Origin of the sequence: Enterococcus raffinosus (genome assembly GCF_001886185.1) — a bacterium.
GTDB lineage: Bacteria > Bacillota > Bacilli > Lactobacillales > Enterococcaceae > Enterococcus_A > Enterococcus_A raffinosus.
Genome location: NZ_JXLA01000001.1, coordinates 131,498 through 151,373 on the forward strand (window position 1 = coordinate 131,498; position 19,876 = coordinate 151,373).

Consider the following 19,876-nt stretch of genomic DNA (forward strand, 5'->3'; position numbering starts at 1 on the left):
TTATAGGAGTTATTCTAACGACCATTGACTGCTCCAAGCACCTTGGTGTATTGGTCCGTATTCTAGGTAACCAAGATTATTTTCAATGTGGATCACTTGATCGGGTTTCCAACGATTGATAAAGCGGGAGTACCCATTTATGGTTTCTTTCTTCCATTGGCCACTATAAGCAGTTTCTTGCAAATGACTATGTTCGACAAAGCCTTTTTGATTTTCTACATGTAGAATCTCTCCGGTTTCAACGTTTTTGATCAAGAAGTACTCTCCTTTGGGAACAAGTTGCCATTGAGCGTTCTCTCCAGCGGAATCAGATAAGCTGACTTTTTCAGAAGTAGTATCTAAGTGAATAAACTTTCCTGTTTCATGGTTTTTTAGAGATTGCTTAGGAAGCTCATAGCCCTCATTTTTTTTGTACACTCGAACATAATCAATCGCCCATTCTTTAGGAAAAACGTCATTGTGTTTTCCTGATCCTGAGTCCGTATAGATATTTAGTATCATGCCCATGGGATAATCGGGTGCTTGATTAATGGTTCTGAATAATTTTCCATCAAAATAGAATTTTAAAGAACCAGGTTGCCAATCCAACGCATAAGTATGGTAGTCATTAGTAAGACTATCTAAACCAACTTCACCAGGAACAACAGCTTCTGATCCTCCTAAAGTAGACGTGGTACTATCTGTCCACGAAGTAGAAAAGAAGGGGTCGTTCCAGCCAAAGGTACAAGCCTGCCATAACCCTTTGAGTCTATTTTCTTCCGTTACTCCCTTGGTGCCTACAGGTCTTTCCACATTCTCACTATAGTCGAAGAATGTTTCAATGATGTCTATTTCTCCAGTTTCTTTTGAGTTTGCCCAATCATTTGTATCATTTTGCATACCCACAAGCCACCATGCTTGGTGACCGCCTCCCAGTGATTTACTTAATTTTGCTCGAATTTCAAAATAGCCGTAAGTAGTCGCGTATCCGCCAGTTTCAGCATCTCCGAGCATTTCTTCTTCTTTTGGAATAGGGGACATCAGCTTGTCCGTGTTCGCAAAATTATGAATCCAATTCTTATTGAAGGATTGAATAGCACTTGATTTCACACCATTGGTCCCGTACCCATAATTGTCTTTATCAAGAGTGGGTGCCCACGGTTTTTGATCTTCTTCAATAGATTCAATCAAGGCACCGTTCTCGAAACGATAATTTGCCTTCGCATCTGCTGGATTATCTGCCCAATGTTCTAAGTAACGATCTGTCCATTTACTTTGGTCTAGCTCAGGACCATTGAATTCGTCATAAAAATCTAAACGATACCCCTCTTTTTCAGGAATAACTTCTGCGGCATCGGCTGTCATCCCGACTCCAAGTAAAGCAGTAGAAACAACTAAACTATAAAACAACTTGTTCATTTTAGTAACCCCTTTCATAATTAGCTGTTTTCAAAGTACCATGTTCTAATAATTTAGAGGTTAAATAACGAATGTTTTGGTTCTGTTTTCAAAATAAGGAACTACTTTCAGTCAAAATAACAGCTATCACGTCGGATTCGAAAATAGGTTTCATTTTGACAAAGTACACCTAAACACCAAAATGGTTTTAGTTCCTGATCATGCAGGTTTTAACGAGTACATCAATCCAATACAGAGGATGAATCACTATTTGATCGTGTATTGGATTGTTAATAAGAAAGAAGTTGCTTTGATTTTTTATCAGGGCTGTTTCTCTATTCGCTTTTTACTTACAAGCCAAGCATTCTTCCTCCAGCTTTCCTTCGTTCCGTTGGTTATAGTCGGCCCCCCATTGATGCAGCACCTTAAGAACGGATTTCAGTGAATAGCCATAATCTGTGATTCGATAGCTGACCATCAACGGCTTTTCTTGAAGGACCTGACGCTTGATCAATTGGTCATTTTCTAAATCCTTTAATTGCAGAGAAAGCATTCTTCGGGTGATCCCCGGAATTTTCCGTTGCAGCTCACTATAGCGATGCTCGCCTTCAAAAATTAGATGATACAATATGACGCTTTTCCATCTACCGGAGATTAATTGCAGCGTGGATTCAACGGGACAGCCCGTTTCACAATTATAAATTTTTCTTTCCATAATTAATATCCTCCTACTTATAAGAGAGACTGACGTCCAATTTTACTAGTCTCTTTTTATCACAGACGGATACTGGCGTCTATCATTTCATCTTTCCTTGTTATTGAGAAGGAGGTATAAAAAAATTCCCTAATTTACATATGTAGACGATAGGCTTATGCTAGATCTGCAAATCAATTACTAATTTTGATTTCCTAAAAAAACAGATAAGGGAGAATGACCAATGGATAAAAGAAATGAAATTTTGAATGCGCACAAACGCCGCTTTGCAACAAAAGCCTTCGATCCAACGAAGAAAATCGCTGATGAGGATTGGGCAACGATTCTTGAAGCAGGCCGCCTATCACCAAGCTCTTTTGGGTACGAGCCTTGGAAGTTTTTGTTAGTGGAAAATCAGCAGGTTAAAGAGGATTTGCAGGACATCGCTTGGGGAGCACGCAATAGCTTGAATGGCGCGAGTCACTTCTTGATCGTGTTGGCTAGAAAGAATTTGACAGGCGATAGTGCCCATGTAAAGCACATGGTGGAAGACGTTTTCGGTGTGCCTTATTCCGAATCTTCTCCTCAGACAATTTTCTTTGACAACTTCCAGAAAAAAGATTTTAATTTAAGCACGGAACGTGAGCTGTTTGATTGGGCATCGAAGCAGACGTATATCGCTTTAGCGAATATGATGACGACTGCTGCCTATCTGGATATTGATAGCTGTCCGATTGAAGGGTTCAATAAAGATGCCGTTGAACACTATTTGTCTGAAAAGGGCTATGTTGATCTAGCGGAATTTGGTGTTTCTTATATGGTTGGTTTTGGCTATAAAGACCAAGTGCAGCCAGAGAAAAAACGTCAAAGCTTATCAGATATCTATCAAGTGATTCAATAGTGTCGAATCTTAGGAGGTCAATGAGTATGTCTGAAGAAAAAAAGATCCATGCAATTGGTTTTTTTGAAGGATTGCCAATCGACGATCCCAATAGTTTTATCGATACGCTGGAAGAAATGCCCAAAGCAGTTGGAAGAGATCTGCTGATTAAGGTGGAAGCTGTATCTGTTAATCCAGTAGACACGAAATTACGTCAAACGGCCCGTAAGAGCAATGCCCTTAGAGTCTTAGGCTTTGATGCAGTCGGCGAGGTTGCAGCGGTAGGAAATGAGGTCGAAAACTTCAAAGTCGGAGACCAAGTCTTTTATGCAGGAACTACGTCGCGCCGCGGAAGCAATCAAGAATATCAAATAGTCGACGAACGAATTGTTGCCCTTGCGCCTGAAAAGCTTTCTACAGAAGAAGCGGCCGCACTGCCACTAACGTCGTTGACTGCCTATGAATTGCTATTCGACAAATTCAATATTGTACCAGAAAAGGATTCCGCCAAAGGAAAGTCCATCTTAGTCATAAACGGTGCTGGCGGCGTAGGCTCTGTTCTCAATCAATTAGCGAAATGGGCTGGCTTAGAGGTGTTCGCCACCTCCAATCCGAAAAACTTTGACTGGTTGGCGAAGGTCGGTGTCGATCATCCGTTAGACTATCATCAAGATCTTAAAGCACAGCTTAGAGAAATCGGGACAGAAACCTTTGATTACATTGCTGTTTTATTCGATATTACAAAATATCTCGACACGATCAAAACAATGATCAATCCATTTGGTCATGTAGGAACGATCGTAGGGATTAAGGAACCCTTAGAGCTTGCGGAATGGAAGAACAAATCCGTTTCGTTTGATTGGGAGTATATGTTCGCCAAGACGGACTATGGCTATGACCTTGAATCCCAAGGACAAGCTTTGAAGACGATCGCAAAATTAGCCGATGACGGAATATTGATTCCCACCGTCAGCAAAATCTATGACACAGGAATCAATGCCGATAACTTAAAACGTGCCACGAAGGATGTCGAATCAGGACATATGCTAGGGAAAGTGGTTATCAGCGGAGGCTTTTAAAAAGGAAGAGTGGAGTTGTGGCAGAAGTCTTGTCGCAACTCCATTTTCATATTACGTGAGATTATTCTTTATTTTTTAGCTGGTAAGTCGCATAGTTGTTACCCCTATAATTATCGTAATTACTGTGATTACATGGTATAATAAACGAGAGAAAAGCAGGCAGGTGATTACTATGGATACAGTAAAAACACGCAAACAAGGAAATGCTGTGATGGTAACCTTAGCAAGTAAATTTGAGGTACCAGCAGGGAAGACCTACTATATTTTTCAAGAAGCTGACGGTACTATTTTATTGATCCCTAAAGTGGAGGATTATTTTGCACAAGCGAAAGCCAATGAATTTATTGATCCCGAAGATGAATTAGCTAGTAACTTTAAAGTGGAAAGCAGGCAACTCGATGAATAGTATCAAGCAAGGAACGATCATTTATATTGATTTTGATCCATCGAAGGGCAGCGAGATAAAGAAGCGAAGACCGGCTGTAGTAATCAGCAGAGATGAATACAGTCTATCGTCAAACTTAATTATCGTATGTCCGATTACTAGCACGGATAAAAAACGCCCTTACTTTGTTGAAATCGACAATGATGCTTTGAAAAAAGGGAGTATGGTCAATGCAAAACAAGTGTATACGCTTGTTTTTACTGAACGTGGAGGCAGGAATATTGAGATACTAGGTGAAGTATCCACAAGAGAATTTATCAATATTGCCCAACACGTGCAGATGAATTTTAATTTTCCAGTCTAATGCTTAGTTACGAATCATTAAAAAAGTTGTCAGCCACTCACTTAGAGTTAAAAAATCACTGAACATATTCCCACTTTAAAAGAGCCTTGAATGCTCTTTTTTTTTGCGTATTTATATCAAAAAACGCAGCCTAAAGGTAGGCTGCGTTTGAAGGATCAAAAGTTTATTTTCTACTTAATGTCCCCTTTAAAAACTCTTCATCATTGGGGTCGCCTGAACCTCGTTGGTTTTTATCCAAAGAAGCGATGAGAGTCATTTCTTCATCTGTTAAGGTGAAATCAAAGACATCGATATTTTGTGCGATCCGTTCTGCATGGACTGATTTTGGAATCACGATGATTTCTCGTTGCAAGTGCCAGCGTAGGATCACTTGCGCGACTGACTTGTTGTGGGCTTCAGCGATTTTCACTAATGCAGGATCGTCCAGAACATTGCTCTTGCCTTGTCCAAGAGGGCCCCAAGCTTCATGTGCGATATCCAAGCTCTTCAAGTAATCATTCATTTCTTTTTGCTGGAAATAAGGATGTGTTTCAATTTGGTCAACGGTTGGCTTAACTTTAGCACTTGCCAATAATTTTTCCATATGAGGTTTTTCAAAGTTTGATACCCCGATGGATTTGATTAAGCCGTCGTTGTACAAGCTTTCCATTGCCCGCCATTTTTCAGTATAGCCTTCACTTGGCCAGTGAATCAAATATAGATCCAAATACTCTGTTTGAAGCTTTTTCAAGGACTCGTGGAAGGCGGCGATCGTTTCATCATAGGTCGTATTGCTGTTCCATACTTTTGACGTAATAAATAGGTCTTCACGTTTTACATCACTTTCAGCCAATGCTTCACCAAGCCATGCTTCGTTGTGGTAAATAGTTGCCGTGTCAAAGTGACGGTAGCCGTCCTTCAAGGCCACAACTACTGAACGCTTCAAGTCATCGGCATTTTGAACCTTGAAAACACCTAGACCTAGCTGAGGAATCAGCTGACCGTTGTTTAGTTTCAATTGTTCCATTAAGAAAACCTCCTAAATAGTCTATATCTAAGTATAACGCTGTCAGAACAATACTGTAACTATTATGCTTTATTGTCTAGAAGTAATTATGTCTGATACAAGCTTTTTTGCATTAATTCAAAAAGTGAATTTTTTAATTTTTTTTAGAAATATTTATTTTTTACTATAGGTAGAATTGAAAAAGTGACGAAAGTTATAATAAATGTGTTCAGATTCTCAAAAAAGAGTGGGGTAGTGCGATGAAAAAAACTAGTAAAAATCGTATACGTGACCATGTAGAGGAAAAGTATCGCGCGAAGATGTACAGGGTGTGGAAACAGACATTTGCCAAAGGCCTGCCGTTACTTGTTTTATTGCTAGGCTGCACATTGTTTTTTTGTCCGGATAATGCACGAGGAACTGTCTGGCAAGCCAACTCGATTGAAACCATTAGGACCAAATTAAAAGCAGGACAGAATTCGTATACCTTTGAGGAAGGAGATACCTTTTATAATATCGGTCTCGCAGTGAATGTAAAATGGCAAACGTTGATGGCGTTGAACGGCTTTGAAGAAGGTAGTCAGTATACGGTCCCTGTTGGAACGACGATCACCTTTGATGGCTCTAAGATTACGGTGACAGATCAAAATGGAAGCGTTATCTCAGAAAAGGAACTCGGTGAAGAAGATAAGCTCGATCCGTCTAAGCCTTTTGCAAATCAACCATCAGATACAGATAAGCAAGCCGCTCAAGTAAGTGGGACCGAAAATAAAACGACCACAGCTAAAAGAGCTGTACAAACGACGGGGGTTAACGAGCAAGCAAAGCAAACAGAAGCACCGATCGATAAAAAACAAGCCGAAAAAGAAAAGCAAGCGGCAGAAGCAGCGAAGGAACAAGCTGAAAAAGAACGGCAGGAAGCGGAGCGATTAAAACAAGCAGCAGAACAGAAATTAACAGAGGCGTTAAACAAAGAAAATAGTCTATCCTATGCAGAATTGCAGACAAAACAAGCCGCGGCAACGGCCAAAGTGACCGAAGCACAGGCGAAATATGATGGACTTACAGCTCAACTCACGGGTGTAGAACAAAAGGTCCTTGCGGCAACGACCGCTCAACAAGCCGCTCAGGTCGCTTTAACAACCGCTCAAGGAACCATCAGTCAAGCAACGACAAATTATGGGAACGCACAGCAACGAGTGATAGAGGTTAGCGGACAAATCTCTGTTTTACAGAGCCAAGCTGGAGAAGATGCGAATATTCAGGCGCAACTCGCGCAATTGCAGCAGCAGCTTTCAACGGCACAAGGAGAGTTAGACACCTATGGTTCGCAGTTAGCGGCGGCGCAGCAGGCAGTGGCTGAAGCACAGGCAGCCTATGATGCAGCCGCAACCGCTCTAAATGCAGCAATTGCTGAAAAGGCAGCGATCGAAGCGGCTATTGGACAAGCGCAAACGACATTAGTGGCAGCCCAACAAGAATTAGCCAATTTGCCTAGTCTATCAACGGCGGCAACCAGTGACGAGGCAAAGAAAATCCAAGCAGAATTGGCACAATATTCGAAGCGTATTTCCACCCTAGATAAAAAAATTATTGAGCTGGCCAGTAAGATACAGACGCTCAACGAACGCATTGTAGAATTGGATCAGCTTATCGAAGGTATCACTACAGTGGCAAACAAAGTCGAAGCAGATGGAAAAGAAGCAAATAATTCTGCGTCAGAGGCCAATCAGAATGCAGACAAAGCAAACGACACGGCAGACGAAGTTGAAAACAATTTACCTCATATTCCAACTAACGAGGACAAATTTGTAACAGTCATGATCGATGAAGCAGGAAACGTACTTACAGATACGGAAGGCTATGTGAAAGTTTTTGAATCTGAACCCGTAAAAACAGTGGAGACTCTTGCCAATGGCGATACAATCACGACCTACACAACCACAGTGACCTATCACAAAATAGTCAATACCGATGAAGAAGTAACCATCAATATCGATGAAGCGGGGAATGTTCTGACCAGCTTAGAGGGCTACTTCAAAATCCACGAATCTGAACCAGTAAAAACAATTGAAATACTTGTCAATGGGGATACGATTACGACCTATACGACGACCGTAACGTACCACAAAATTCAGAACGAGAATAAATTTGTAATAAAAAATGTGGATGAAGCGGGGATAGAATTAACCGATCTGACAGGTTACGAAAAAGTAAGCGAATCTGAACCAGTGAAAAGCGTAGAAGAGTTAGCGAATGGAGATACGATCACCACTTATACAACGACCGTAACTTATAAGAAAGTCTCAACCAAGGACCCGATCATCGAAGCCATCAAACCAGCAAATGATCCCGTGATCAAAGCAATTAGAGAACAAGTAGAGACAGATGATACCAGAGTCACGCTTGAACAGGCAGATCAATTAGTCAATGTTGCCTTCTCTAAAGAAGTAGCGAAGCATTTTGAGAAGCTGGTTCAGGAAGAGCAAGAAAAGTATGGCGAGACCAAAATCAACAATACAAAAGATGAGGCCGCGTACCGTGAAATCGCGGAGCGCGCGGTAGAAGTCATGTATAAATTTAATCATACGCGTCCGACCAATCTGGCGAGCGAAGAAACCTATGTAGTCGATCGCGAAGTCGGATCAGAAAAAATGGGCTTCTGGAGCGAAAACATTTCCCAGACCTCCGTCAGAAAATCTGAGGTGAATGATGATTCGGTACTCATGGCGCAATTGATTGCTCAACGAATGTTCAATCAATACATTGAAAGTGAGCGAGAAGCCGGAAGGGCCGGGGACTATGTCAACGGTGGACACTACATGAATATCATCCAATCAGGTCATTCAGACATGGTACTCGCTGTGTTTATTGTTGAGGATGAGGAGGATCCAGGCTACTATAGAATTTCGACGACTGTCAGCACAGGATTCGTTTCGATTGTAAAATAGAAAAAGTGAAGTGCCCATAAATTCGTTAGGGCACTTCACTTTTTTATTCGAAAATAAATAGGTCTGTAACGGGGGTATCGACGACCTTCGCAATATCTAACGCAAGCTTTAGGGAAGGATTGTATTGTGCTTTTTCCAGCCGCATAATTGTCTCCCTGCGAACACCCACCAAGTCCGCCAGCTGCTCCTGCGTCAACCCTTTTAACGTCCGATATTTTTTTAAGTGTGATTCGAATTTTACATTCATTTAACCAGCCTCAGTTTCAAATCGGTATAAGAAATATTTACTAAGAAATAAAACAATACCATAGATTAACGACATTGAGCTTAACATAAAAATCGCACACCATTCAAGATTCCAGGCTAACATTCCGCCGCCGATCAGCCAGATAGTCAAGAACAACAAAATGAAGCCGATTTTGTAAGCCTTCAGTTCCGCCCGCTTTTCATTTTCCTCGTAAAGCTCATCCTTCAAGGTGTCCGATAATTTGCCCTCGAAATAGAAGCCAAAAAAGCCAAAGAAAACAAACGCGAAGCAAGGATAAATGATGCCAAACCGCCAATACGTCCAAAAACCAAGAAACCCTAGAAAACCAGCAAAGCCGCAAAGTCCCAGCATCGGGTGAATATTTCTTGTTCGATTCTTTTCCACGGTCTTATTGCGCCATACGACTTTGAAAAGGACAGCTACTAAATACAACACATAAAAAATGACTAGGAACAAAGCAATCCACATAGGTAAATCCTTCATACGAAAGACATATTCAGATACGTCCGTCGGTTCTACTAAACGACTTTCATTATATACGACTGAATGAAACACAGCCAATGCTAAAACAACCATACATCCAATTCCCAACAGGATTAAATTTTTAATCTTTTTCTTTGTCATCTAAAAGCTCCTCCTATGATACATATTTATCACTTTGTGAGATAAATATATCACATAGAAAAAGAAAATCAATAGAAAAGTGATAAATAAATCACTTTTTTATCGAAACCAGTGCAAACGAAAATAGAGGATAGAAGCAGCCAGCGCTGTTTCTATCCTCTATGTATGTTGATTATCTCCAACCTAATTCAGGAGCAACATCTTTTACGATAGTATCTAATAAATGAATATTGTAGTCGACGCCTAATGTATTAGGGATCGTAACAAGTACCGTATCCGCTTCTTTGATTGCTTCATCCTCTGCCAATTCTTTAGCAATCTTATCAGGTTCGCCGGCAAAGGTCTTCCCGAAGATCGTTGGGTTTTGATGGTAAGCAAGGAAACCAACTTGATCGTAGTTTGCATCGTCGCCTTGATGCCCGAATAATTGGCGGTCAAGATCAGTCGTGATCGGTTGAATCGAACGTGTTACCAATGTACGCGGTTCAAAGTCATGACCCGCTTCTTTCCACGCTTCCTTGTATGCACGCAATTGTTTCGCCTGTTGAATATGGAAAGGCTCATTCGTTTCATAGTTTACCAAGGTAGAAGATTGCAGGTTCATTCCGTGTTGTGCTGCCCAGATCGCGGTTTGGGTTGAACCAGCACCCCACCAGATACGTTGACGTAAGCCTTCTGAGTAAGGTTCCAAGCGCAATTTTCCTGGTGCTTGTGGAAACATTGGTTGTGGATTCTGTTCAGCGAAACGTTCGCCTTCAAGCAGCTTCAAAAATTCCAACGTCCGTTCACGAGTGATGTCTTTGATTTCTTCTTCGCTATAGTCGTAGCCGAAATATTTCCAGCCATCCAGCACTTGTTCAGGTGAGCCACGGCCCACGCCTAATTCCACTCTTCCTTGGGTAATAATATCTGTTAATCCGGCATTTTCCGCCATCATATAAGGATTTTCGTAACGCATATCGATCAAGCCAGTACCGATTTCGATCTTACTTGTCTTTGCGCCAATCGCTGAAAGTAATGGAAATGGTGAGCCAATTTGATCGGCAAAATGATGCACCCGATAATAGGCACCATCAATTCCAATTTTTTCCGCTTCGACTGCTAAATCAATCGATTGTAAATAAGAATCTTGAGCCGTTTTAACTAGGGACCCTTGATCCATCCAATGACCAAAACTTAAAAATCCGATTTTTTTCATAGTAGAGAACCTCCTTCAAGCTATGTAAGTTTACTTACTTTTAATAAGTTAAATAGATTCTACTACGTTCATTGTGAAAAAGCGAGGAATTGTTCTCGGTGGAAGGAGGCATGAAAGGTATAGAAAGCATTGGTCGAAAGAGATAATAAGAAGAAATAAAAAAACACGGGTAGAATAATTCTCTTATTTTTAAATAAAATTCTCTAAAAATTCTGTCGCTACCCGTTCGAAGGATTCGTCATAATCAACGATCAATTGCTTCAAAGGCTCGATCTGACTGATTTTCTTGCCTTGACTTTGGACCTCTAGTAATAGTTCCTCGCCGTTCAAACGAAAATCGACAAACACTTCATCCTCGATGTTTGTTTCTAAATAATCGATTAATGTTTCAAAGTAACCTTCCGCTAGCGGTTCCGCGACTTCCATTAATACATGCTCCAGCAAGTTGTCCACATCTGTATTCTTATATAGAAGGAAATGCTTGCTGACAAAAGAGGAGTTATACACATTCACAAGGTGAAAATCTAGAAATTGCAGATATTCTTCGACCTCGCCGATTTTTTCTAAGCTATTAAACACCTTGCGTAAGATGCGCAGCAAGGCATCGTCCAGCACCGCATCAAAGATTTCCTTTGGATAGTAGGCTTCGATTTGTTCCTCTTCTTCAAAAAAGCTCGCTTGTACTTTTTCAAAGTAGCAGCCTTCGGGTTGATCTTTGACAAAGAAGCTTACTTGCATGTTCATTTTGTTCACCTCGTTAAAATTATCGAATACGCAACGATCTAATTATTGTTCACGATCTTCTGAATTTCTTCCGCAAGCTGGCGAATCACATTCGGCGCGCTATTGCGGAAATCTTCCACAAATGAACCAGAGAGGCTTTCGACAGTGCCGACTTCCTTGTTCATAATGTCAAAAAAAGCGAGGGTCTTGTCTGCTGGCTGCCATTTTACTTTCCAGTAAGGGCCTTCCAGGTCGCCATCGAGAATTTGCTGGCTATTATCCAAGACAGCTTGTCGAATCACGTCTTCTTCAGTGATGTTGTTGCCCTTTTCTTTCAGATAGTTCAGTTTTTGTTCGATTTCATACATATTTTCGGGTACTAATGAATACATTTTTTTGACTCCCTTTCTCGCAGATTACGAGAGCTTATTTCCTATAGTTATACTTAAATTTGCGTAAATCTGCAAAGAAAACCCCTTATATCGCGTGGATATAAGGGGTTTGAACCTATTCTCGCCAATATTCTGGCCGCATAAATTCATCGGAGCATTGAACCGTACCAGAGTAATCCTCGAATGGGAAGTCAGCAAGCAACGACTGAACCATCCAAGCCTCTTCTTTCCCTTTTTCAACAGGATAGGGCGGCTGAAAATGAAGCGGCAAAGCCGGCTTGAATCCATGTCGCGGATAATAGTCGATATGACCTAAGACAAAGACTAGGTCAACGTGCTTTTCTTTCAAAAGACGCAGCCCTTCTTTGATTAGCTGTCCGCCGATCCCTTGCTTCTGGTAATCCGGTACAACAGCTAAGGGGGCAAGAATCATGGCTGAAAGCGAATCTTCCGTAGTAACCGTTGCTTTCGTGAAAAGAATATGACCAACCGCTTCCTCTTCAACAAAGGCCAAAAGAGACAGGAGCGGTTCGGCAGTCGGATCTGCCATCAGCTTCTTGGTTAACTCTGCCTCGTCTACTTCACCAAAAGCTCGCTGTTCTACTTGATAGATCGTTTCGTTGTCTTTCTTCGTTGTTTCTCGAATCGTAATGTTCATTGTTTTGCTCTCCTTATTTGAATGATAGTTTTCATTGAGTTAAGAGCAAATCACCGATAATAAACACAAGTTAGTCAAACAAGAACCTCCTTTGTTTTATACTTCCATTTTAAAAGAAGCGACGGAGAAGAACAAGCGATGATGTATGAATCTGTGAATCCTAATCAACACCTGCGGAGTCTTCTCCACAGGTGTATATTTTCCATTCAGTCGTCACGGATCACGCCCGCTCAGCCAATGATTGACAAGGGCAATGATCAATCCAACAAAGAGTGGCGCAAGGACATATCTTATCAGCTCACTCAAGAGGCCTCACCCCCTTCCTAGTGGAGGTCGACGACATGAGTGGGGTGTACCTATGCGTAAGCTACTTGAGAAAGACAGAAGTTAGCTGCGGGAGATATCGTCAGGTGGTCTTCCGATTAGATCTTTTTTCTTTCGCTTTCTTTTTCTGAGGAACCGATCGATCAGTTTAGTTCGTACTTTTGGCTGATCATTAGGCTCTAGTGACTGTTCAACAGGTGCATCCACAGACGGATCGTTAAATGATGTAATTGGTTGTTTTCCGATTTGCGAAACATTTTTTATTAATGAAAGAGGGTTGTTTCTCGCTGTCATCGGATGTGTCAGTTGAACAGTTGATTTATCCACAGAAACAGGCGTCTGTGAATAGTTTTCCTCAGATTTATCCACATTATCCACACTTTTAGTAGGATAAGTTGTGGGAAAGCTAGTTTTTTCATGCGAAGCTGTGGATGTCTGTGTGCATTCTTCTGTGGACAGTTCGTTCTCTTTATCAAAAATGATCGTTTCTGTAGTGGTCACGATCTTTGCTGTTACAACAGAATCAAATAGTTTTACGCCATTTTGTTCAAAAATATCTAAGGTCGTCAGTAATTCGCAAGCTTCTTTGATCGTTTGTGCAGGCAGACTGTTATCCACATCTTTATAAGTCCAATCGTGTTCGCTTCCTAGACTGTTCGTAAATGTCGCGACTAAATCATGTGTCATGTGCTCGTTTCCTTTCTCTTAATATTTTACGCAAGGGACTTTTTCTCAAGGTTCATTCGTTTCAGCGGGACGGACTTTTGAGAGTAAGGAACGGACGATAGACAAGGCGGTTTCGCCAAAGTTACGGACAGGGAAGGTTTTCATTTTTAGTGCTCGCCATTCAGGAGCCATGAAGTAATCCTTAAAATAGTAGAAAAATCGCTTCATAGTGCGAGTCGCCTTCGTATGCATAAAAATCTCACGAACGAGATCCTTCAGAATGTTGGCAAACTCCTTTGCACCAAGCTGGTAACGCACACGCAATGTGAGAATGTATTTGATCGTTAAGGAACTATTTTGTGTTCTGTAGTAATACTCAGAGATTCGTTTTTCCAAAGTTTTTGGTTTTAGTTGGAACAATTGTCGGTAATTCAAGGGCTGCTCATTCATCGGATCTCATCCTTTCTTTTTAGTAGAGGAAGGCGGCGGCTGCGCCGCACTTCCTCAAGGTGTCTGCTTAGAAAATAACTGTTTCTACCGTTTCGATATATTTAGCGCCGACGACTTGGTTATAGAGCTTTTCGCCGTCCTTTTCGAATAAGTTTAGCAGCGTCATTTTTTCTAAAATGGCTTGGATATCTTCAGGGGCTTTTCCTTCACCTGGATTTTGGTAGCTCCATGTCTGAGAGCGACCACCGCTCGTCTTATAAACCGATACAAGTTTTTTCATTTATCGTTTCCTCCTAATTTTTAGTCACACGCGATTGGCTGGTGATGATGACGCCATCTAGTAACGTGCCGTCTTGGTCTAGTTCTGCCATGATCTCGCCTAGTTTAATGATTTCTGCTTCGTCAGGGTTATCCACAACATTTGAGAAAGTAACTTTTTTCAATTTTTCCACACCTGGTAAAGATAGGTGAACCTGTAATTTCGTTGCTAGTTTTTGGATCATTTTGATTCCTCCATGTTTTCATTTGTTCCGGCCGGTGACTAAAAGATAAAGGATTTCAAAAAGAAAGGCGAATCGCAAATTGACCAAATGTACCCCAAATTGACCGTTTTGTAAGCTGGAACCCGCATTCCACCGTTCAAAAACGGTTAATTCGGGGGGAGAAGTGTTAATTTGCAATTTGATAGAGAAGGTATTTTTGATTATAATAAAAGGCTTATAAAACTGATAAGAACGCAAAGAGAGCTGACCACTTCGTTAATGAAGGATCAGCTCTTTGTATATCAATAACTAAGATTAAAGCCACTGGATATCGCCAAATTCTTGCGTATCATCCATCAATGGACTGCAATGATAAAGAGAATAAGTGATTTGGTAGAGGCGATTGATCTCGCCAATTGCTGTGCGGAATTTTTTTAGACGCTCTTTTTTGCTTAATGTACGCGCAAAAGGAGTGTTGGGGAAAAATAAGTAATCTAGAGGACATTCCCCATGAATCACGTAATGAAAAACACCGCGACGAATGGTTGCTAGGACTAGACAAGCGGTCTCTGCATGGGTAACGAAGCGTCGTCGATGAACAGGAAGAATCAGGATCAGATCATTGATCATTTGTACATAGTGTTGTCCATGATGTTTAAAAACTTTTGAAATGGTAAGCGGATTGATCCAGATTGTATGGTCTTTACTTTCTAAAGGAAAAAGCGTAAAGAAGGGGCAAACCCAAGGCATTTTATAGGTTCCAAAATGACCGAGTTTTTTTAAAGAATGCGCTAAGACATGGTAGTCCGAAAAGGAATGGAACGTGGAAAAGCGATGCAACGTTTTTAACGCACTGCTGTCACTGAAAAAAACTTCATCTTCAGTAAAGACTAAGACGCCGGATCTTTCCGGCAGGGAGAGAATGCAAATAATCTCATGAATGGCGGATGAATCAAAAAGGCTTGCTTTCGCTAAATAATGTTCCCACAAGGGTGACCACAGTTTGTCATCTAAATACTCAAAATTGTCCATAAAAATCCTCCTTAATAAATAATATTTCTATACTAAAAATATAACTCAGGTAGAAAACAAAGTGAATTATAACTTTTAAAAAGTAAGTAAAAACAACAGGCAAATAAAAAAACAATCAATAACAGTAAAAGAAAAAAGAAGTTAAATATTTGGTAATAGATGATTTTCTTCTGAAATCATGAATTTTATTCAAAAAAGAAGATAAAAAAGAATTTTTTTCGTGAATTAAGGTGAGTAATTTTGATAAATTTATTAGAGGTAATAGGAGTAAATAAAATTTAAAATAACGCACTATTTTTTTGAGGGTAGGCTGTCAGCAGGGGAGTTTTCCGAAAAGATGGTTAAACAAATTAGCAATAAAGATTATGGTAAAATAATAGATAGTAAATAAACGTTTATAAATAATGAGGAGGAAAGAAATGAAATATTTAAAATTTTTGTTGATTGCATCATTTATGGGAATAGTTTTGACAGGATGCACAAGTGATTCGACAAAAACCGCAGATACTTCAAGTAAACAAGTAAGTTCTAGTACAGTGATGGAGACTTCTGCAAGCAGCACCGTGACTAATTCAACATCAGTAAGCGAACCGATTTCTACTGCCGATACCTCAAAGGCACAAGACAATGAAGCTGGACTAGTAGAAGCTGATATATTGAATAGTGATTATACTTCATTAAACGGAACTTGGAAAAATTCCAATGGGTATCAAGTAACTTTTAATAATGGTGTGGTTACTTTGTCTGGTGAAGGGATTGGGGGACGAACCGAATTCTCGTTGAGTAATCCACGAAAACAAAGCAATGTAATCTTTTTAGCTTTTGAACCGGCACCCGCTCCAAATGGAATGGAAATAATGCTTGCGTTAAAAGGGACTAGCCCATCTGAAGGGCTTAGTACAGATGGGACGGACTTAAATTACGATCGATTTATTATGGGAAACAACGGCGGAACATCATTGTTTGCTCCCAAAGAAAATGGCGGTATTCCTGATACGGCATATTACAGAGAAAAATAGGTATGTTACTTATTTTTAGAGGAACTCTTTTGAACGATCCAAGTTCTAAAACATTTTTGGAGGTATAGTTATAACTTTCAGTAAAAAAATACAACTGAAGTTTGCGGTTATAGGCTGTCAAAATGTAGTTTAACGTTTTGTAATACTTTTTTTTAATAGTACTTGTTCTTTTTTGCATGTTTATTGTTTTTCATTTCAATAGATGAGATTGTTTCATCTATCCGTTTTCTCGGGTGACATTGTCCAACTATAAAATTATCTCTAATTATGTCCAAATAAGACAATATTTAGATGTGAGTAGGAGATGAAAAACTCATTCATCTCCTACTCGCTTCGTTCATTGATTTTTTGGATAAATACTTACCATATATGCTGCGGCAATGAGTAATCCAGATAATACTGTGAAGGCACCAATACCAGTATACATACTGTAAGGAGCCCACGTGCTTAATGCGAGCCAACCGCTGCTAAATGTTATTGGAAAGACGATCAGCATAGCGATCGCTAATATCAGCAGAACTACTGGCAAAACGATAAATTTGGTGATTCGTTTCTTTTGAACTTTTTTGATTCGAATGCCCGTGCAGGATTGTTTTTTGATGCGGAAAATCATAACTAGTGTGCCGATTAATAATGGAACACAGACGAAGGTCATGATGGAAAAAATCTTGTCCATCGTTACCCAGATATCTGGCTTATAAGGCGAGATAGGGTCTCCATCCATGATGTTAATGATATTCTCAGCCATCATATTTGTATTTACCGTCGCGTTGGTATTCGTCAAAACACAGACGCCAATATTTGCATCCGGTTTGATGATAAAGTTTGTAGAATAATTTGGTGTTCCGCCCGAATGTTGAATCGTCCCATCATCTACTACGAACCAACCTGCGGCATAACGTGTCTCTTCATCCACTCGATGGGCTTTATCGGGCTGGTGTGATTTAGTGATGAGGCGTTTCATCTGTGGTTCTACTTCTATCGTGCCTAATTGGATTTGCAGCCATCGACTAATATCCTTTGTACTAGAAATAATGTAGCCAGTCGGAATCAATGCAGGCTTGATCGCTACTTCGTAAGGGTGCGTCATAAAAAAGGATAGACGACTTCCTTGTATGATCGCATCTTTTTTCGTTATCTTTTCAGGATCAGCAGAAGTACTTTGCAATCCTAATGGTTCGAAAATGACTTCCTTTGTAAATTCCGCATAGCTTTTCCCAGTAATCGTTTCAATGAGCAACCCTAAAAGCACATAGTTCGCATTGGCATAAGCGTATTGATCGGAAGGATAAGATACTAATTCCGCTCCCGCGAAGGTATGCCCGTATTCCTCAAGCGTCATTTCAGCTTTGGCTGTGGGGAATTTGCTTTCATCATTTGTGAATCCGCTGGTTTGATAGACTAGGTTCGCAATTGAAAGATCTTCATCAGGGACGTTCTTCCCATCATACTTCACTTTGAACCAAGGCAGATGCTTCGCGACTGAGTCATCAAGTGAAAGCAGGCCTTCATCTTCTAACCATAAAATACTTAAGGCTGTGAAGGCTTTTGAAGTGGAACCAATAGTGTATAGCGTATTTTGATCCGCAGTCTGGCTTCCTTTTGAAAGAAAGGATACGTTATCACCACGTATCATCCCCGTAGATACACTTGGTATTTTAGCCTTGTCGACATGCTCTTGTATCATGCTGGAAATTTCCTCTTGCTCCGTTGCCGCGGATGCCGAAATGGAAGAAATCGTCGCAGAAAAAACGACCAACAATAGTGTGAATAAACCCATTACACTTTTTAATTTTTTCATAGAACCTCCTTTTAGTCTTTCTTTCATTGTACGATTAAGAAATTCTGAGTACATCAGACGTAAGTTGTAAGATGAAAAATTATTTTTTTACGTTTTCTTTCATTGTGGCGATGTTTTCTTGAGGAGTATGATTAGAAATTGGTCTAACTTTTGAAGGATGATTTAAAATTGAAGCATTTTTATCAACCAACACCGTTAAGGGTCGCGACGAAACCAATAATAGGTATTTTTCAACCGTTAGCGATCAGTAAGAATTAATTGTTTCATTTTATATAGTGTTCTTTTATCAATAGTTTAATCTGAAAAATATGATTGTATTTTCCTTTTGTTGAAACTGTTATTGAGGAATATGCTAATTAATGTTAAATTATAAAATAAGAAACACGTGTTATAAAATGTGATAAGGGGAGTTTGTTTTGAATAAGGGATTAGTTTTTATTTTAGGTCTTACATTAGTAATTATTGTTGTATCAGTTGTACTATTTTGGAAATTCAATATAAAAGATGCGAACAAAAAAGAAAAAACTGCATCAAATGTTATAAAAGAATTTTTACCGCTTCTTGTGGCATATGTTGCTATTCTTCCAGCTGCATTACCGTACATACTGCCTGACGATAGAACGGCGGTATATTTTCCGGGATATGAGGATAAAATTGAAGAAGTAAATGAATTAAAAAAAGAAAATGATGAACTGAAAAAAACTATTGCCGATCAAACGCAGGAGCAAAGTAAGCTGTCGGAAAAAAATAAGGATTTGAGCAAGAAAAACTTTGCTGAATTAAGTAAGGTTGCTTTGGTATCAGATGGATTGCCCATTAAGGATGGAAATAACACAGTAGCAAGTGTAAATGGTTCCACCTACTACAACGAAGATATCGTTAAAAATCTAGTTGGCGAGGATGCGAATTTTGATGAGGACTCAAAAACTGTGTATATCGGCTCTGAATCTGATCAGAAAGTGACGAAGCAATTATTGTCTGATCAATACAGTATGTTATATGGTGGAGAACATTATGAATCTTTAAAAGAACCAGAAGAAGAATACCATGTGGGTGGAGAGCTTATTAAGGATGGATTTGTTTTTGAGAGTTCTTTGTTCTACGATAGCGTAGCATTATTGAATACGAATCAAAAGTTTACTAAAGTAGCATTCGATATAGGAAAAGTTGACGAGTCAAAAGGGTCGCTAGAAGATGGGAAGTTAAAAGTAAGTCTTAACGGAGAGAACAAGTATCAAGAGACCGTCAAAGCAGACGTAACGTCGACACATTATGAATATGATATTACAGACGTAAAAACACTAAAATTGGAACTTTCTGACAGTGGTTCAGCATTTGGTGTTTATAATATGGTTTTTACTAAGTGATATATACCCCGTTAGGATTTTTCTTAACGGGGTAAGCCTGTTTGAATGATTTCATTTTGTTGGGCAATAAAAAAGCATTAGGGATATATCTCGTTTGGTGCTGCATTCAAAATAGAGAAAGTTATCTTAGTAATTATAACGGAAATGCGTATTTTAT

The 19,876-nt window shown here is 39.9% G+C and carries 23 protein-coding genes; 7 read left to right on the top strand and 16 right to left on the bottom strand.

Annotated elements, in window-relative coordinates:
- Positions 1-9: 9 nt before the first annotated feature.
- Both RV13_RS00620 and RV13_RS00625 read right to left on the bottom strand, forming a co-directional pair.
- On the bottom strand, positions 10-1,398 hold the full coding sequence (locus tag RV13_RS00620) for a glycoside hydrolase family 16 protein (RefSeq protein ID WP_010745166.1): 1,389 nt from the start codon (positions 1,396-1,398) through the stop codon (positions 10-12).
- Positions 1,399-1,723: 325 nt separating this feature from the next.
- On the bottom strand, positions 1,724-2,092 hold the full coding sequence (locus tag RV13_RS00625) for a winged helix-turn-helix transcriptional regulator (RefSeq protein ID WP_010745167.1): 369 nt from the start codon (positions 2,090-2,092) through the stop codon (positions 1,724-1,726).
- Between the two features lie 223 nt (positions 2,093-2,315).
- Here RV13_RS00625 and RV13_RS00630 point away from each other — a divergent pair, with 223 nt between their 5' ends.
- The 4 genes from RV13_RS00630 to RV13_RS00645 all read left to right on the top strand — a co-directional run bounded on the left by RV13_RS00630 (position 2,316) and on the right by RV13_RS00645 (position 4,779).
- Positions 2,316-2,972: an NAD(P)H-dependent oxidoreductase gene (locus RV13_RS00630; RefSeq protein WP_010745168.1), complete on the top strand. Its 657-nt coding sequence runs from the start codon at positions 2,316-2,318 to the stop codon at positions 2,970-2,972.
- A 26-nt stretch (positions 2,973-2,998) separates the two neighbouring features.
- The gene (locus tag RV13_RS00635) at positions 2,999-4,030 is read left to right on the top strand and encodes a zinc-binding alcohol dehydrogenase family protein (protein ID WP_010745169.1); all 1,032 of its coding nucleotides are present in this window, start codon (positions 2,999-3,001) and stop codon (positions 4,028-4,030) included.
- A 172-nt stretch (positions 4,031-4,202) separates the two neighbouring features.
- Positions 4,203-4,436: a type II toxin-antitoxin system PemI/MazE family antitoxin gene (gene mazE / locus RV13_RS00640; RefSeq protein ID WP_010745170.1), complete on the top strand. Its 234-nt coding sequence runs from the start codon at positions 4,203-4,205 to the stop codon at positions 4,434-4,436.
- Positions 4,429-4,779, top strand: a complete 351-nt coding sequence (locus RV13_RS00645) for a type II toxin-antitoxin system PemK/MazF family toxin (RefSeq protein WP_010745171.1) — start codon at positions 4,429-4,431, stop codon at positions 4,777-4,779. Before mazE ends, RV13_RS00645 begins: the two co-directional genes overlap by 8 nt.
- Before the next feature lie 163 nt (positions 4,780-4,942).
- On the opposite strand, the gene RV13_RS00650 is transcribed toward RV13_RS00645, so the two are convergent.
- Complete coding sequence (locus RV13_RS00650; protein ID WP_010745172.1) at positions 4,943-5,785, bottom strand: aldo/keto reductase; 843 nt, start codon at positions 5,783-5,785, stop codon at positions 4,943-4,945.
- 239 nt (positions 5,786-6,024) lie between these two features.
- Here RV13_RS00650 and RV13_RS00655 point away from each other — a divergent pair, with 239 nt between their 5' ends.
- Positions 6,025-8,715 carry a LysM peptidoglycan-binding domain-containing protein gene (locus tag RV13_RS00655; RefSeq protein WP_060789504.1) on the top strand — a complete coding sequence of 897 codons (2,691 nt, stop codon included), beginning with the start codon at positions 6,025-6,027 and terminating at the stop codon, positions 8,713-8,715.
- A 43-nt stretch (positions 8,716-8,758) separates the two neighbouring features.
- Here RV13_RS00655 and RV13_RS00660 read toward each other — a convergent pair whose 3' ends face one another.
- The 12 genes from RV13_RS00660 to RV13_RS00710 all read right to left on the bottom strand — a co-directional run bounded on the left by RV13_RS00660 (position 8,759) and on the right by RV13_RS00710 (position 15,532).
- Positions 8,759-8,962 (bottom strand): helix-turn-helix transcriptional regulator, encoded by a 204-nt coding sequence (locus tag RV13_RS00660; RefSeq protein WP_010745174.1) that lies wholly within the window; start codon positions 8,960-8,962, stop codon positions 8,759-8,761.
- Entirely contained in the window at positions 8,963-9,607 is a 645-nt protein-coding gene (locus RV13_RS00665) for a DUF2178 domain-containing protein (RefSeq protein WP_010745175.1), read from the bottom strand.
- A 172-nt stretch (positions 9,608-9,779) separates the two neighbouring features.
- The gene (locus RV13_RS00670; RefSeq protein ID WP_010745176.1) at positions 9,780-10,805 is read right to left on the bottom strand and encodes an LLM class flavin-dependent oxidoreductase; all 1,026 of its coding nucleotides are present in this window, start codon (positions 10,803-10,805) and stop codon (positions 9,780-9,782) included.
- A 189-nt stretch (positions 10,806-10,994) separates the two neighbouring features.
- Positions 10,995-11,549, bottom strand: a complete 555-nt coding sequence (locus tag RV13_RS00675; protein WP_010745178.1) for a hypothetical protein — start codon at positions 11,547-11,549, stop codon at positions 10,995-10,997.
- A gap of 38 nt (positions 11,550-11,587) precedes the next feature.
- Positions 11,588-11,920 (bottom strand): hypothetical protein, encoded by a 333-nt coding sequence (locus RV13_RS00680; RefSeq protein WP_010745179.1) that lies wholly within the window; start codon positions 11,918-11,920, stop codon positions 11,588-11,590.
- Positions 11,921-12,035: 115 nt separating this feature from the next.
- The gene (locus RV13_RS00685; RefSeq protein WP_010745180.1) at positions 12,036-12,578 is read right to left on the bottom strand and encodes a GNAT family N-acetyltransferase; all 543 of its coding nucleotides are present in this window, start codon (positions 12,576-12,578) and stop codon (positions 12,036-12,038) included.
- A 213-nt stretch (positions 12,579-12,791) separates the two neighbouring features.
- Positions 12,792-12,884, bottom strand: coding sequence for a type I toxin-antitoxin system Fst family toxin (locus RV13_RS20740; protein WP_111945260.1), 93 nt, complete (start codon positions 12,882-12,884; stop codon positions 12,792-12,794).
- An 81-nt stretch (positions 12,885-12,965) separates the two neighbouring features.
- On the bottom strand, positions 12,966-13,589 hold the full coding sequence (locus RV13_RS00690; protein ID WP_010745181.1) for a DUF2922 family protein: 624 nt from the start codon (positions 13,587-13,589) through the stop codon (positions 12,966-12,968).
- A 45-nt stretch (positions 13,590-13,634) separates the two neighbouring features.
- Positions 13,635-14,018, bottom strand: coding sequence for a hypothetical protein (locus RV13_RS00695; protein ID WP_010745182.1), 384 nt, complete (start codon positions 14,016-14,018; stop codon positions 13,635-13,637).
- A 67-nt stretch (positions 14,019-14,085) separates the two neighbouring features.
- The gene (locus RV13_RS00700) at positions 14,086-14,298 is read right to left on the bottom strand and encodes a DUF2922 domain-containing protein (protein ID WP_010745183.1); all 213 of its coding nucleotides are present in this window, start codon (positions 14,296-14,298) and stop codon (positions 14,086-14,088) included.
- A gap of 13 nt (positions 14,299-14,311) precedes the next feature.
- The gene (locus RV13_RS00705) at positions 14,312-14,521 is read right to left on the bottom strand and encodes a hypothetical protein (protein WP_010745184.1); all 210 of its coding nucleotides are present in this window, start codon (positions 14,519-14,521) and stop codon (positions 14,312-14,314) included.
- Between the two features lie 294 nt (positions 14,522-14,815).
- Positions 14,816-15,532: a hypothetical protein gene (locus RV13_RS00710; RefSeq protein WP_010745185.1), complete on the bottom strand. Its 717-nt coding sequence runs from the start codon at positions 15,530-15,532 to the stop codon at positions 14,816-14,818.
- Between the two features lie 419 nt (positions 15,533-15,951).
- Here RV13_RS00710 and RV13_RS00715 point away from each other — a divergent pair, with 419 nt between their 5' ends.
- On the top strand, positions 15,952-16,551 hold the full coding sequence (locus RV13_RS00715) for a DUF6287 domain-containing protein (protein ID WP_010745186.1): 600 nt from the start codon (positions 15,952-15,954) through the stop codon (positions 16,549-16,551).
- A 337-nt stretch (positions 16,552-16,888) separates the two neighbouring features.
- Here the strand turns inward: RV13_RS00715 and RV13_RS00720 are convergent, their stop codons facing one another.
- Positions 16,889-18,352, bottom strand: a complete 1,464-nt coding sequence (locus tag RV13_RS00720; protein WP_010745187.1) for a serine hydrolase domain-containing protein — start codon at positions 18,350-18,352, stop codon at positions 16,889-16,891.
- A 416-nt stretch (positions 18,353-18,768) separates the two neighbouring features.
- On the opposite strand from RV13_RS00720, the gene RV13_RS00725 reads away from it, so the two are divergent.
- Entirely contained in the window at positions 18,769-19,719 is a 951-nt protein-coding gene (locus tag RV13_RS00725; protein ID WP_010745188.1) for a bZIP transcription factor, read from the top strand.
- Positions 19,720-19,876: the final 157 nt, after the last annotated feature.

Excerpts from the sequence above, each read along its gene's own strand:
- RV13_RS00620 (WP_010745166.1), bottom strand. The coding sequence starts at position 1,398 with ATGAACAAGTTGTTTTATAGTTTAGTTGTTTCTACTGCTTTACTTGGA.
- RV13_RS00625 (WP_010745167.1), bottom strand. The coding sequence starts at position 2,092 with ATGGAAAGAAAAATTTATAATTGTGAAACGGGCTGTCCCGTTGAATCC.
- RV13_RS00630 (WP_010745168.1), top strand. The coding sequence starts at position 2,316 with ATGGATAAAAGAAATGAAATTTTGAATGCGCACAAACGCCGCTTTGCA.
- RV13_RS00635 (WP_010745169.1), top strand. The coding sequence starts at position 2,999 with ATGTCTGAAGAAAAAAAGATCCATGCAATTGGTTTTTTTGAAGGATTG.
- mazE (WP_010745170.1), top strand. The coding sequence starts at position 4,203 with ATGGATACAGTAAAAACACGCAAACAAGGAAATGCTGTGATGGTAACC.
- RV13_RS00645 (WP_010745171.1), top strand. The coding sequence starts at position 4,429 with ATGAATAGTATCAAGCAAGGAACGATCATTTATATTGATTTTGATCCA.
- RV13_RS00650 (WP_010745172.1), bottom strand. The coding sequence starts at position 5,785 with ATGGAACAATTGAAACTAAACAACGGTCAGCTGATTCCTCAGCTAGGT.
- RV13_RS00655 (WP_060789504.1), top strand. The coding sequence starts at position 6,025 with ATGAAAAAAACTAGTAAAAATCGTATACGTGACCATGTAGAGGAAAAG.
- RV13_RS00660 (WP_010745174.1), bottom strand. The coding sequence starts at position 8,962 with ATGAATGTAAAATTCGAATCACACTTAAAAAAATATCGGACGTTAAAA.
- RV13_RS00665 (WP_010745175.1), bottom strand. The coding sequence starts at position 9,607 with ATGACAAAGAAAAAGATTAAAAATTTAATCCTGTTGGGAATTGGATGT.
- RV13_RS00670 (WP_010745176.1), bottom strand. The coding sequence starts at position 10,805 with ATGAAAAAAATCGGATTTTTAAGTTTTGGTCATTGGATGGATCAAGGG.
- RV13_RS00675 (WP_010745178.1), bottom strand. The coding sequence starts at position 11,549 with ATGAACATGCAAGTAAGCTTCTTTGTCAAAGATCAACCCGAAGGCTGC.
- RV13_RS00680 (WP_010745179.1), bottom strand. The coding sequence starts at position 11,920 with ATGTATTCATTAGTACCCGAAAATATGTATGAAATCGAACAAAAACTG.
- RV13_RS00685 (WP_010745180.1), bottom strand. The coding sequence starts at position 12,578 with ATGAACATTACGATTCGAGAAACAACGAAGAAAGACAACGAAACGATC.
- RV13_RS00690 (WP_010745181.1), bottom strand. The coding sequence starts at position 13,589 with ATGACACATGATTTAGTCGCGACATTTACGAACAGTCTAGGAAGCGAA.
- RV13_RS00695 (WP_010745182.1), bottom strand. The coding sequence starts at position 14,018 with ATGAATGAGCAGCCCTTGAATTACCGACAATTGTTCCAACTAAAACCA.
- RV13_RS00700 (WP_010745183.1), bottom strand. The coding sequence starts at position 14,298 with ATGAAAAAACTTGTATCGGTTTATAAGACGAGCGGTGGTCGCTCTCAG.
- RV13_RS00705 (WP_010745184.1), bottom strand. The coding sequence starts at position 14,521 with ATGATCCAAAAACTAGCAACGAAATTACAGGTTCACCTATCTTTACCA.
- RV13_RS00710 (WP_010745185.1), bottom strand. The coding sequence starts at position 15,532 with ATGGACAATTTTGAGTATTTAGATGACAAACTGTGGTCACCCTTGTGG.
- RV13_RS00715 (WP_010745186.1), top strand. The coding sequence starts at position 15,952 with ATGAAATATTTAAAATTTTTGTTGATTGCATCATTTATGGGAATAGTT.
- RV13_RS00720 (WP_010745187.1), bottom strand. The coding sequence starts at position 18,352 with ATGAAAAAATTAAAAAGTGTAATGGGTTTATTCACACTATTGTTGGTC.